The organism is Pseudomonas sp. B22129 (assembly GCF_044218875.1).
GTDB lineage: Bacteria > Pseudomonadota > Gammaproteobacteria > Pseudomonadales > Pseudomonadaceae > Aquipseudomonas.
This window is the reverse complement of sequence record NZ_CP162592.1, coordinates 3,318,397-3,330,953: the sequence shown is the minus strand read 5'-3', so window position 1 is coordinate 3,330,953 and position 12,557 is coordinate 3,318,397. Positions and strand designations below refer to the sequence as shown.

Genomic DNA, 12,557 nt, shown 5'->3' with positions numbered 1-12,557 from the left:
GAATCGCTTGCAGACCATCGATGTAGATACTTTTCACGGTGTTCACTGCCCTCAACCGACCCGTTTTGCCGGGTTGTGGTAAAGGTCCGCGAACATGTCAGCCATCGCTTCCTCGCTAGGCTCTTCTTGCATTTGCACACTGACGGCACGGCTGACCAACTGATGACGGCGCGGCAGATGCAGATCATCCGGAATCCGCGGGCCGTCAGTCAGGTAAGCAACCGGTAATTCATGGCTGATCGCCAGGCTCAACACTTCACCCAGGCTCGCGGTTTCGTCGAGCTTGGTCAGGATGCAACCGGCCAGGCCGCAGCGCTTGTAGCTGTGGTACGCAGCGGTAAGAACCTGTTTCTGGCTAGTGGTTGCAAGCACCAGGTAATTCTTTGATTTGATGCCACGCCCGGCCAGGCTTTCCAGTTGCATGCGCAAGGCCGGGTCGCTGGCTTGCAGGCCGGCGGTATCGATCAGCACCACGCGTTTGCGCAGCAGCGGGTCGAGGGCATTGGCCAGGGACTGGCCCGGGTCGACGTGGGTCACCGGCACGTTGAGGATACGGCCCAGGGTCTTGAGCTGTTCCTGAGCGCCGATGCGGTAGCTGTCCATGCTCACCAGCGCGATATTCTGCGCGCCGTATTTAAGCACGTAACGCGCGGCCAGCTTGGCCAGGGTGGTGGTCTTGCCCATGCCGGCGGGGCCGACCATGGCGATTACACCGCCCTCTTCCAGGGGTTCGATTTCCGGGGTGACGATCATGCGCGCCAAGTGGGCCAGCAGCATACGCCAGGCCTGGCGCGGCTCTTCAACTTCGGCGGTGAGCGCCAGCAGGTCGCGGGACAATGGGCCGGACAGGCCGATCCGTTGCAGGCGGCGCCACAGGTTGGCTTGTGCAGGCTTGCTGCCTTGCAGCTGGGTCCACGCCAGCGAGCCAAGCTGCACTTCCAGCAGTTCGCGCAACCCGTTGAGTTCAAAGCGCATCGAATCGAACACGCGCTGGTCAACCGCAGCGGCCGGGGCTGGCGCAGCAGGACGTGGCGGTTCTTTGAACGTTGGCTCGACCAAAGGCTCGGACGCCGTCAGCGGCAGCCCGGCGAACAATTGGCGATTGGTGGTGGCATCGCTGTCGCCGCGCATGCTCAGTTCAGCCTGGGCCGAGACAATGCGCGAAGCGGTCTTGCGCAGCTCGTCTTCGAGCTCCATGTTCGGCACGCGCGGCGCCAAGGCCTGGGGCGTGTAATCCAGGGCAGCCGTCAGCTCGACACCGCCGGCAATGCGGCGGTTTCCGATAATCGCGGCATCGGCGCCCAGCTCATCACGTACCAGTTTCATGGCCTGACGCATATCGGCGGCGAAAAAACGCTTAACTTGCATAACCCACTACCTCAGCCGTTGGGCCCTACTGTCGCGACGATAGTCACTTGCTTGTTGTCAGGAATTTCCTGATAAGCCAAAACGTGCAAATTCGGAACTGCCAGGCGACCAAACCGCGACAACATCGCTCGAACCGGGCCTGCCACCAGCAGAATCACCGGGTGGCCCGCCATTTCCTGACGCTGAGCGGCTTCGATCAACGAACGCTGCAGTTTTTCAGCCATGCTTGGTTCCAGCAGAACGCCCTCTTCCTGGCCAAGCCCGGCCTTCTGAATACTGTTGAGCAATATTTGTTCCAACCTTGGCTCCAGGGTGATCACAGGCAGCTCAGACTCAACGCCTACAATGCTTTGCACGATGGCGCGGGACAAGCCGACACGCACCGCAGCCACCAGAGCGGCAGTATCTTGACTCTTGGCGGCATTGTTGGCGATGGCCTCGGCAATGCTGCGGATGTCGCGCACGGGCACCTGCTCGGCCAGCAAGGCTTGCAACACCTTGAGCAATTGCGACAGCGACAGCACGCCCGGCACCAGTTCTTCGGCCAGTTTTGGCGAGGCCTTGGCCAGCAAACCCATCAATTGCTGGACTTCCTCGTGGCCGATCAGCTCGTGGGAGTGCTTGTACAGAATCTGGTTGAGGTGGGTGGCGACCACCGTGCTGGCGTCCACCACGGTGTAACCGAGGGACTGCGCCTGGCTGCGCTGGCTGACTTCGATCCACACCGCTTCCAGGCCGAAAGCCGGATCTTTGGCGGTAATGCCATTAAGCGTACCGAACACCTGGCCGGGGTTGATCGCCAGCTCGCGGTCCGGGTAGATCTCGGCTTCGGCCAGGATCACGCCCATCAGCGTCAGGCGATAGGCGCTGGGCGCCAGGTCGAGATTGTCGCGGATATGCACGGTGGGCATCAGGAAACCCAGGTCCTGCGACAGTTTTTTGCGCACGCCCTTGATCCGCGCGAGCAGTTGGCCACCCTGGTTGCGGTCCACCAGCGGAATCAGGCGGTAGCCCACTTCCAGGCCGATCATGTCGATCGGGGTCACGTCATCCCAGCCCAACTCCTTGGTTTCCTGGGCACGGGCCGGAGACGGCAGCAAATCCTGCTGGCGGGCGATCTCTTGTTGCGCCAGCACCTTCACCGCATTTTGCTTGCGCCAGAACAGGTAGGCCGCGCCGGCCGCCATGGCCGCCATGCTCAGGAACGACACGTGCGGCATGCCGGGCACGATGCCCATGATCGCCATGATGCCCGCTGCCACAGCCAACGCTTTTGGCGAGGCGAACATCTGGCGGCTGATCTGCTTGCCCATGTCTTCGGAGCCCGAAGCACGGGTCACCATGATGGCCGCCGCTGTAGATAACAACAGTGATGGCAATTGCGCCACTAAACCGTCACCGATGGTCAGCAAAGCGTACACCTTGCCCGCATCGCCAAAGGTCATGCCGTGCTGGAAGATACCGACCGCCATGCCGCCGATGAGGTTGATGAACAAAATCAGCAGGCCGGCGATGGCGTCACCGCGCACGAATTTGCTCGCACCGTCCATCGAACCGTAGAACTCGGCCTCCTGGGCGACTTCCAGGCGACGGGACTTGGCCTGGTTCTGATCGATCAGGCCAGCGTTGAGGTCGGCGTCGATGGCCATCTGCTTGCCGGGCATGGCATCCAGGGTAAACCGCGCGCTCACCTCGGAAATGCGCCCGGCGCCCTTGGTGACCACCACGAAGTTGATGATCATCAGGATCGCAAACACCACGATACCGACCACGTAGTTACCGCCGATCACCACCTCACCAAAGGCCTGGATCACCTTGCCGGCGGCGGCGTGGCCGTCCTGGCCGTGGAGCATGACCACACGGGTCGAGGCCACGTTCAACGCCAGCCGCAGCAGGGTGGCCACCAGCAGAATGGTCGGAAACACCGCGAAATCCAGCGGCCGCAGGGCGTATACGCACACCAGCAGTACCACGACGGACAGGGCAATGTTGAAGGTGAAGAACACGTCGAGCAGGAACGGCGGCATCGGCAACATCATCATTGCCAGCATCACCAGCAACAACAACGGCACACCCAGGTTGCCCCGCGACAGGTCAGTCAGGGTGCCACGGGCCGTGCTGAGCATTTGAGAGCGATCTACCACCGGTATTCCTCGTGTTCCTTGAAGCAAAGTTTTGACGCCGAGGGGCGTCTTGAAGGCGGTATTGCAAGAAGCCTTCCAACTTTGGTTTCAGGGCGACGATCGTCGAGGGGTAACCGATTCATCTGTGGGAGATTCTATGGTTGGGGGCAACCCTCAACCAACCTTCGGTTGGTATTCGTTTTGCCCTTTCAGCAAGGCAAATACCACCCGAGCAAGCTTGCGAGCCAACATTACCAGTACCTGAGTGGTGCTATATCCCCGTGCCCGCTGCGCCTGGTAAAACTCCTTCCATGCTGCAGTCCGGCTAGCCGCCATTGCTGCGTTATGCAGAAGGCGCCGCGCTTCTGAGTCGCCGCGCTTGCTTAAACTGCGCCGATTATCTTTCTGCCCGGACTTGGAGACGCGCAAGTCCATACCCAAGAAAGCGATAAATGCGTCCGCGTTTCTAAAGTCCCCTCGCTGGAAGCTGGTAATCAAGCGAGCCCCGGTCAAAAAACCGATACCTTCAACGCTCATGCAACGTTTGAGTTGGCCCAGTAACCCAGCCTCTTTCAGTCGATCGCTGATCATTTTTTCGATCAATCCTTCAAGTCTTTGCATCGACTTCATTTGCTCGGCAAAAGAGGCCTTCAACAGCGGTTCATTCGCCCAGCTTTGCGTCAGGCTAACGCGAGCTTGAACCAGGGCGGCACGGCGGCGGAAAAGGCTTAACAGTTGGCGATAAAGAGGGGACGGCGGTGTCCAGGGGTGAAGCTCGTCGGCTTCTTTTCGCAAATACCGTGCTAGTAATTGGGCATCCAGGGCATCAGTTTTGGCACGAACCTTCACACTTTTGCGGTAATGACTGAGTTCATAACCACCGACCATGTAGATAACGCAGCCAGCTTCATAGGCCAGATCAGCAAACTCCAAGTGGTAGGTGTTGGTGGCCTCAATGGCGATAGCAACGCTGCCTGGTAAAGCCCTCAGCCACTTTTTGATAGCGGCTTTGGTATTCGGGATTGCTTCCAAAAGATCGAGATCGGCGTGATAAATCACCAATTCATTTTTTGCGACATCAATACCAACAATCGGCTTGGAGACGGGAACTGGCATTGCCATAGTGACTTCCTCCGGGCTAAGGTTTTGAGCACTTGAAGGGCTCACCCAGAGGCGCAGGCTTGTTCCTATCGTCGGTCATAGCCAGATGCATTCTTTATCGGCGCTTGGGTGAAAGGAGGAGGGGCGAAATCTCCCACGGTCTGTACTGCGCCAACAGTCAGAATCTGGCTTTGTCCCTCCTCCTCCCTTCAAGTCCTAGCATACAAGCTGGCTTGCCTGCGATGGCATCTACTCGATGTGTCTGAAAGACCGAGGTGTCTGCATCGCAGGCAAGCCAGCTCCCACATTGGGTTCGGGGTTGATTCAGGAAGGGTGACGCAGAACGTCACGGGGTGCGTTCCTGCGCGAGAGCGTGGGAACAATCATTGCGGGGAAGGTTGCACGTTCTCGGCTTGAGGGCCTTTTTGGCCTTGAGTCACGTCAAATTGGACTTTTTGCCCCTCACTCAGCTTTTTGAATCCATGGGCATTGATTGCCGAATAGTGCACAAAAACCTCAGGCCCTCCGTCGTCCTGGAGAATAAACCCAAACCCCTTGGCCTCGTTGAACCACTTCACTGTGCCGGTCGCCATGTCTGCCCTCCTGCCTTTTCATTCGAAAATTCGTTAGATAAGCCTGACGCCGAATGCAAAAACACCCTTGGGGCGGTGGATTCTGGCGCATTGCACACGCTGGCCTTTTTTCAGCCAAACACCCTCCGAACTCTTGAGGTCCAGCCGTACCGGCTCGCGCTCGCCATCGAGCACAATGAAGCCCTCGCCGGTTCTCCGGTCATACGACTTAATGGTGCCTGTCATTGCTTCCATGGCACTGTCCTCTGCATCTAGTGACTGCATGTGCGCAGGTGTCTGGCGTCATGGAACCGCGAGGCGGTGGCGCTGGCTACTGTCAACATTGACAGTCAGGGCGGGGTTTCAGACGAATGGAACGGTGTCAATTCTGCCGGTCTGAGCGTAGCTCAAACGCAGAAAATCAGGCGTCGCGGCGCAATTCCGGCGGAATCGGCAGATCCTTGAGCGGATCCGGGCGCTTGCCCTTGCCCGCGCGGTATTGGCGGATTTGATAGACATAGGCCAATACCTGCGCCACGGCGAGGTACAGGCCGGCAGGGATTTCCTGGTCCAGATCGGTGGAGTAGAAGATCGACCGCGCCAACTCCGGCGACTCCAGCAACAGGATGTCGTTGGCCACGGCGATTTCGCGGATTTTCAGCGCGGTGAAGTCACTACCCTTGGCCAGCAGCATCGGCGCGCCACCCTTTTCCGGGTCGTACTTGAGGGCCACGGCGTAGTGGGTCGGGTTGGTGATGACCACGTCGGCGTCGGGCACCGCCGCCATCATCTTGCGCTGGGACATTTCGCGCTGCAGCTGGCGAATGCGCTGCTTGACCTCAGGCCGGCCCTCCTGATCCTTGTGCTCGTCGCGCACTTCCTGCTTGGTCATCAGCAGTTTTTTGTGGGCCTCCCACAGCTGGATCGGTGCGTCCACGGCGGCAATGATGATCAGCCCGCAGGCCATCCACAACGAACTCCAACCCACCAGCTGCAGGCTGTGAATGATCGCCGACTCGAGCGGCTCGTGGGCGATGCGCAACAAGTCGTCGATGTCGGACGACAACACGGTCAGCGCCACAAACAGAATCAGGATGAATTTGGCCAGCGCCTTGAGCAGCTCAATCAACGCCTTGCTGGAAAACATCCGCTTGAGCCCGGGCCCGGGGTTCATGCGACTGAATTTGGGCGCCATGCTGCCCGGCGCAAACAGCCAACCGCCGAGAGACACCGGCCCGATCAACGCCGCCAGCAGCAAGGTGATCAGCACCGGCTGCACCGCCAGAATCGCGATTTTGCCCGAATGCAAAAGGTACAACCCCATCGCGCCAGGGCTGAGCAATACTTCGCGGGGCAAAGAGAAGTTGAGCTTCATCAGCTCCATCAGGTCCAGCGCCAGGCCGCCGCCGTAGATCAGCAGGCCACCGGCGCCGGCGAGCATCACCGCCAGGGTATTGAGTTCTTTGGAGCGGGCAATCTCGCCCTTTTCCCTGGAGTCCTTTTTGCGTTTCTCCGTGGGGTCTTCTGTTTTGTCCTGGCCACTCTCGCTCTCGGCCATGGCTTAACGCGCCCGTGCCAAGTCACGTAAAAACTGCAAGGCGTCGGTCGCCAGCGGTTGATACTGATTGAGAATGTCGGCCATGCCGATCCAGAAAATCCCCATGCCCAACACCAGCGTCAGGGGGAAACCAATCGAGAAGATGTTCAGTTGCGGCGCCGCGCGGGTCATCACGCCAAACGCGATGTTGACCACCAGCAGCGCGGTGATCGCCGGCAACACCAGCAACAGCGAGGCGCCCAGCACCCAGCTCAGGCGCCCCACCAGTTCCCAGAAGTGACTGACCACCAGCCCCGAGCCCACCGGCAGGGTGGTGAAGCTTTCGGTCATGACCTCGAACACCACCAAGTGGCCGTTCATCGACAGGAAAATCAGGGTCACCAGCATGGTCAGGAATTGCCCGATCACTGCCACCGACACGCCGTTGGTGGGGTCGACCATGGACGCGAAGCCCATGCCCATCTGGATCGAAATGATTTGCCCGGCAATCACGAACGCCTGAAAAAACAGCGTGAGCGAGAAGCCCATCAGCGCACCGATCAGGATCTGTTCGGCAATCAGCAACAAGGCACTCAGGTCCAGGGCATTCACCGGCGGCATCGGCGGCAACCCGGGGACGATCACCACAGTGATGGCAAAGGCGAAATACAGGCGGATACGGCGCGGAACCAGGGTGGTGCCAAACACCGGCATGGTCATCAGTACGGCCGTGACGCGGAACATCGGCAGGATGAAAGACGCCACCCAGGTGCTGATCTGGGTGTCAGTCAAGGCCAGGACGGACTGCATCCGGTCAGCCGATCAACTGCGGAATACTGCCGTACAGCTGCAGGATGTATTCCATGAAAGTTTGCACCAGCCAAGGGCCGGCGACGATCAGGGTGATCAGCATCACCAGCAGGCGCGGCAGGAAGCTCAAGGTCTGTTCGTTGATCTGGGTCGCGGCCTGGAACATCGCCACCAGCAGGCCGACCAACAGGCTCGGCACCACCAGCACGGCGACCATCATGGTGGTCAGCCACAACGCTTCACGGAACAGGTCGACCGCAACTTCTGGCGTCATCGCGCTATACCCCGCCGAAACTGCTGGCCAGGGTGCCGATAATCAGCGCCCAGCCGTCCACCAGCACAAACAACATGATCTTGAACGGCAACGAAATGATCAGCGGCGACAGCATCATCATACCCATCGCCATCAGCACGCTCGCCACCACCAGGTCGATGATCAGGAACGGGATGAAGATCATGAAGCCGATCTGGAACGCGGTTTTCAGTTCCGAGGTGACGAACGCAGGCACGAGGATGGTCAGCGGCGCCTGATCCGGCGTGGCGATGTCGGTGCGCTTGGACAGGCGCATGAACAGCTCAAGGTCGCTGGAGCGGGTTTGCGACAGCATGAAATCCTTGATCGGGCCCTGGGCTTTTTCAACGGCAGCCTGCGCAGTGAGCTTTTCCGCCAAATAGGGTTGCAGGGCTTGCTGGTTCACCTTGTCAAACACCGGCGCCATGATGAACAGCGTCAGGAACAAGGCCATGCCGGTGAGGATCTGGTTCGACGGCGTCTGCTGCAGGCCCAGGGCCTGACGCAAAATCGAAAACACAATGATGATCCGCGTGAAGCTGGTCATCAGCATGACGAACGCCGGGATAAAGCTCAGCGCCGTCATGATCAGCAGGATCTGCAGGCTGACCGAATATTCCTGCGCCCCGGCCGCGTTGGTGCCCAGGGTAATCGCCGGGATCGACAACGGGTCGGCCGCAAACGCCAACGGCGCAGCCAGCAACAGCATGAGCGTCAACAAAACGCGCATTACTTTTTATCCTTCTGATCCTTGCCCAGCAATTCCATCAGGCGCTGGGCGAATTCAGGCGTGGCAGCCTCGGTCTTGGCCACCTCCACCGGCGTCTTGAGCACGTGCAACGGCGTGATGCGCCCGGGCGTGATGCCGAGCAGAATCTGCTCATCGCCCACCTGCACCAGCACCAAACGATCACGCGGGCCGAGGGCGCGCGAGCCGACCATCTCGATCACCTGGCCATTGCCCGGCCCGATACGCTGCACGCGGCGCATCAGCCAGGCCAACACAAAAATCAGGCCAACCACCAGCAGCAAACCCAGCACCAACTGGGTCAACTGCCCGCCAATGCCACTGCTGACCACCGGCGCAGCCGCTGCCGCCTGGGCCACCGGCTCAGCCGCCAAGGCGCTCAATGGCAGCGCCAGAAACAGTCCCGCCATCGAATACTTCATCTCAGCGCAACTTCTTGATGCGTTCGCTCGGGCTGATCACGTCCGTCAGGCGGATGCCGAACTTCTCGTTGACCACCACCACCTCGCCATGGGCGATCAGCGTGCCGTTGACCAGCACGTCCAGCGGCTCACCGGCCAGGCGGTCCAACTCGATCACCGAACCCTGGTTGAGTTGCAACAGGTTGCGGATGTTGATTTCGGTGCTGCCCACTTCCATGGAGATCGATACCGGAATGTCGAGGATCACATCCAGGTTCGGGCCATCAAGGGTCACCGGCTCGTTGTTCTTCGGCACGCTGCCGAATTCTTCCATCGGCAGGCGGTTGCCGGCGGGCGAGGTGGCAGCGTCGGCGGCGAGCAGCGCGTCGATATCGTCCTGGCCTACATCGCCGGTTTCTTCCAGGGCCGCAGCCCATTCGTCAGCCAGGGCCTGGTCTTCGGCGGAAGTGTTTTCGTGTTCGGTAGCCATTACATGTCCTCGGCGCAGCAAAAAGTAAGAGTGATCAGCGGCGGTTGATCGGTTCGATCACTTGCAACGCCAGGTTGCCTTTGTGGGAACCCAGCTTGACCTTGAACGACGGTACACCGTTGGCGCGCATGATCAGTTCGTCCGGCAATTCCACGGGGATCACATCCCCCGGCTGCATGTGCAAAATATCGCGCAAACGCAGCTGGCGACGGGCCACAGTGGCGCTTAAAGGCACGTCGACGTCCAGCAGGTCTTCGCGCAGGGCCTTGACCCAGCGTTCGTCCTGGTCGTCGAGGTCGGACTGAAACCCGGCGTCGAGCATCTCGCGCACCGGTTCGATCATCGAATACGGCATGGTCACGTGCAGGTCGCCGCCACCGCCATCGAGTTCGATGTGGAAGGTGGAGACCACAATGGCTTCGCTGGGGCCGACGATATTGGCCATGGCCGGGTTCACTTCCGAGTTGATGTACTCGAAATTGACTTCCATGATCGCCTGCCAGGCTTCCTTCAAGTCGATGAAGGCTTGCTCGAGCACCATGCGCACCACGCGCAGTTCGGTGGGGGTGAATTCACGGCCTTCGATCTTGGCGTGACGGCCGTCGCCGCCGAAGAAGTTGTCCACCAGCTTGAACACCAGCTTGGCGTCGAGGATGAACAGCGCGGTGCCGCGCAGCGGCTTGATCTTGACCAGGTTGAGGCTGGTGGGCACGTACAGCGAGTGCACGTATTCACCGAACTTCATCACCTGCACGCCACCCACCGCCACGTCCGCCGAGCGGCGCAGCATGTTGAACATGCTGATACGGGTGTAGCGGGCAAAACGTTCGTTGATCATCTCCAGCGTCGGCATGCGTCCACGGACGATGCGATCCTGGCTGGTCAGGTCATAACTTTTGACGCTGCCGGGCTCGGCAGCCATTTCGGTCTGTACCAGACCATCGTCGACGCCATGCAGCAGCGCGTCGATTTCATCCTGGGACAGCAGGTCTTGCACGGCCATGTCGTGATCCTACTGCAATACGAAGTTAGTGAAGAGCGCCTGCTCGACCACGACTTTGCCAAGCTCTTTCTGGGCCACTTCCTGCACGCTGGCAGTGACCTTCTGACGCAGCATTTCCTGGCCGACGGGCGTGGCCAGGCTGTCGAAGCTCTGACCGGAGAACAGCATCACCAGGTTGTTGCGGATCACCGGCATGTGCACTTTGAGCGCATCCAGGTCCGCCTGGTTACGCGCCAGCAAGGTGATGCTCACCTGCAGGTAGCGTTGACGACCGTTCTGGTTGAAGTTGGCGACAAAGGCCGGAAGCATCGGCTCGAAGATTGCCGGTTGCTTGACGTTAGTGGCGGTTTCGGCGGCGGGGGCCGGTTTGCTGGCGCTGCTGTGCATGATGTACCAGGTGCCGCCAATCGAGGCGCCGACGGCCAGGAGCACGCCCAGCACGATCAACAGGATAAGCTTGAGCTTGCCCTTGGCTGCAGGTGGTTTTGCTGCGTCGTCGCTCTTCGCCATGCCAATAATCCGTCACTATTCTGGGATTCATAGATCTACGCAAAGGCAAGAGCAAGTGTTATGCCAGAGTTGTCTGGTGTAGAGGGTGCAGCACAAATCAAATGTGGGAGCGGGCTTGCTCGCGAATGCGGCCTATCAGTCATAGATGTGCTGACTGAACTTGCGCATTCGCGAGCAAGCCCGCTCCCACATTTAGACCTGTGTTTGGCACAAGTCAGGCGTAGTAATCAACCGCGCTGGAACCAATCACGCTCTGGATCACCGGTGCGACGGCCGCAGCCACCTCCGGATGATCACCCGCGTCACCGCTATCCCCACGCCCGCCGCCGCCACTCACGCCGCGCGCCTGGTTCTGCTGCTGTTGCTCCTGGCCTTGCCCCTGCCAGCCACGGGACTGGTCGGACACATTAACGTCCACCTGCCCCATGCCCTGCTGGGCGAACATCTCACGCAGGCGGCCAGATTGAGTTTCCAACGCTTCGCGCACCACCGCGTGACCACTCATGAACGTCACCTGAGCCTGCTGGTCCGCCGTCATGTTGACCTTGATATCCAGGCGCCCCAGCTCAGCCGGCTGCAACTGGATCTCCGCCGACTTGAGGTTGGCGCTGGAGAGGTACATCACGCGGTTGACCACCTCTTCGGTCCAGCCACTTTGATGCATCGCCAGCGGCGCGTTGGCTACCGGCGGCAAGGCATTTGCGGTTTTCGGCGTGGCGGCCTGGGTCAGCGCGGCCAGGCGATTGGCGAAATCGTCAACCCGAGTATCGCTGCTGGCGTCCTTCAAATCCTTGAGGCCGCCGTCGATCAAACCGCTGAAGGCTTTGTCACCGCCGTCAGTGCTGTCTTTGGTGGCTTGCTGGTCGACCATATTGGCCAGGCCGGCGGCAAAGTTCTGCGCAGCGGTCGGTTGATCCTGCGGGGTGGTCGGGGTGGTTTTCTGCGGGGTCTGGCTACTGGCCGACACATGGCCGCCCTGCTCCATCGCCAGGCGCACGGCGGGCATCGAATCCAGCGGATCGGCTGTGGGGTCGAACGCGGGCTGCTTGGCATCTTCGGTGGCGGCGACGGGCGCTGCGACGACGGGCTGGGCCTTGTCGTCCTGAGTGGTTGCGGCAGGTGCCGGTGTTTGCACGGGTACCGGAACGACCACCGGCGTGACGGCGGCAATCACCGCCGGGTCGACGACCGGGTCTGCCGGGGGCTGCTGCGCAACGGTCGGGTCAGTGGTTTTGTCGTCGTCAGTGCTCGCACTGTCGTCGGACTTGGCCGGCGGCGTGGCAGGCAAGGGATTGCCGCTATCGGCAACCGCTGGCGTGCTGGTGGCAGGCTTGTCGTTGCTGGCCGCAGGCTTGGCGCTTGCGTCAGAAGGCTTGTCCCGCGTGGGCTTGGCCGGGGTGTCGTCGGTTTTTACTGTCGGTTTTGAGCCTTGGCTGGCGAACACCTGGGCGAAGCCAGGGGCCTTGTCACGCGGGTCCGCAGCCGCCACCGCAGGGGTCGGGGCAGGCGCTTGAGGCTTGGCCGCGGGGGCAGCCTGAAGAAGCGAGTTCGGGGCGACTGGCATAGGTAAGGGTCTCCACTGCATTGGGGATCGGGGATGCA

14 protein-coding genes are annotated in these 12,557 nt (G+C 60.4%); all 14 read right to left on the bottom strand.

The annotated features are described in order from the left end of the window. Positions 1–51 precede the first annotated feature (51 nt). Positions 52–1,368 carry a flagellar biosynthesis protein FlhF gene (gene flhF, locus AB4P94_RS15330; protein WP_395611229.1) on the bottom strand — a complete coding sequence of 439 codons (1,317 nt, stop codon included), beginning with the start codon at positions 1,366–1,368 and terminating at the stop codon, positions 52–54. A gap of 11 nt (positions 1,369–1,379) precedes the next feature. Next, positions 1,380–3,494 carry a flagellar biosynthesis protein FlhA gene (gene flhA / locus AB4P94_RS15325; protein WP_395611337.1) on the bottom strand — a complete coding sequence of 705 codons (2,115 nt, stop codon included), beginning with the start codon at positions 3,492–3,494 and terminating at the stop codon, positions 1,380–1,382. A 171-nt stretch (positions 3,495–3,665) separates the two neighbouring features. Beyond that, positions 3,666–4,613, bottom strand: a complete 948-nt coding sequence (locus AB4P94_RS15320; RefSeq protein WP_395607597.1) for an IS110 family transposase — start codon at positions 4,611–4,613, stop codon at positions 3,666–3,668. A gap of 362 nt (positions 4,614–4,975) precedes the next feature. Beyond that, the gene (locus tag AB4P94_RS15315; RefSeq protein WP_395611228.1) at positions 4,976–5,185 is read right to left on the bottom strand and encodes a cold-shock protein; all 210 of its coding nucleotides are present in this window, start codon (positions 5,183–5,185) and stop codon (positions 4,976–4,978) included. A 33-nt stretch (positions 5,186–5,218) separates the two neighbouring features. Next, positions 5,219–5,419 carry a cold-shock protein gene (locus tag AB4P94_RS15310; protein ID WP_395611227.1) on the bottom strand — a complete coding sequence of 67 codons (201 nt, stop codon included), beginning with the start codon at positions 5,417–5,419 and terminating at the stop codon, positions 5,219–5,221. A 166-nt stretch (positions 5,420–5,585) separates the two neighbouring features. Next, the gene (gene flhB, locus AB4P94_RS15305; protein ID WP_395611226.1) at positions 5,586–6,722 is read right to left on the bottom strand and encodes a flagellar biosynthesis protein FlhB; all 1,137 of its coding nucleotides are present in this window, start codon (positions 6,720–6,722) and stop codon (positions 5,586–5,588) included. 3 nt (positions 6,723–6,725) lie between these two features. Then, complete coding sequence (gene fliR, locus AB4P94_RS15300; protein ID WP_017255699.1) at positions 6,726–7,511, bottom strand: flagellar biosynthetic protein FliR; 786 nt, start codon at positions 7,509–7,511, stop codon at positions 6,726–6,728. Positions 7,512–7,515: 4 nt separating this feature from the next. After that, the gene (fliQ, locus tag AB4P94_RS15295; RefSeq protein ID WP_003214552.1) at positions 7,516–7,785 is read right to left on the bottom strand and encodes a flagellar biosynthesis protein FliQ; all 270 of its coding nucleotides are present in this window, start codon (positions 7,783–7,785) and stop codon (positions 7,516–7,518) included. 4 nt (positions 7,786–7,789) lie between these two features. Next, a complete protein-coding gene (gene fliP / locus AB4P94_RS15290) occupies positions 7,790–8,533 on the bottom strand; it encodes a flagellar type III secretion system pore protein FliP (protein ID WP_395611225.1) in 744 nt (247 codons plus the stop codon). After that, positions 8,533–8,973 carry a flagellar biosynthetic protein FliO gene (fliO, locus tag AB4P94_RS15285; protein WP_395611224.1) on the bottom strand — a complete coding sequence of 147 codons (441 nt, stop codon included), beginning with the start codon at positions 8,971–8,973 and terminating at the stop codon, positions 8,533–8,535. The genes fliP and fliO overlap by 1 nt, the downstream gene beginning before the upstream one ends. Before the next feature lies 1 nt (position 8,974). Next, positions 8,975–9,442, bottom strand: coding sequence for a flagellar motor switch protein FliN (gene fliN / locus AB4P94_RS15280; protein WP_395611223.1), 468 nt, complete (start codon positions 9,440–9,442; stop codon positions 8,975–8,977). A 34-nt stretch (positions 9,443–9,476) separates the two neighbouring features. Then, positions 9,477–10,445: a flagellar motor switch protein FliM gene (gene fliM, locus AB4P94_RS15275; RefSeq protein ID WP_016973408.1), complete on the bottom strand. Its 969-nt coding sequence runs from the start codon at positions 10,443–10,445 to the stop codon at positions 9,477–9,479. A 9-nt stretch (positions 10,446–10,454) separates the two neighbouring features. Then, positions 10,455–10,955: a flagellar basal body-associated protein FliL gene (gene fliL, locus AB4P94_RS15270; RefSeq protein WP_395611222.1), complete on the bottom strand. Its 501-nt coding sequence runs from the start codon at positions 10,953–10,955 to the stop codon at positions 10,455–10,457. 214 nt (positions 10,956–11,169) lie between these two features. Next, positions 11,170–12,519, bottom strand: coding sequence for a flagellar hook-length control protein FliK (locus AB4P94_RS15265; protein ID WP_395611221.1), 1,350 nt, complete (start codon positions 12,517–12,519; stop codon positions 11,170–11,172). Positions 12,520–12,557: the final 38 nt, after the last annotated feature.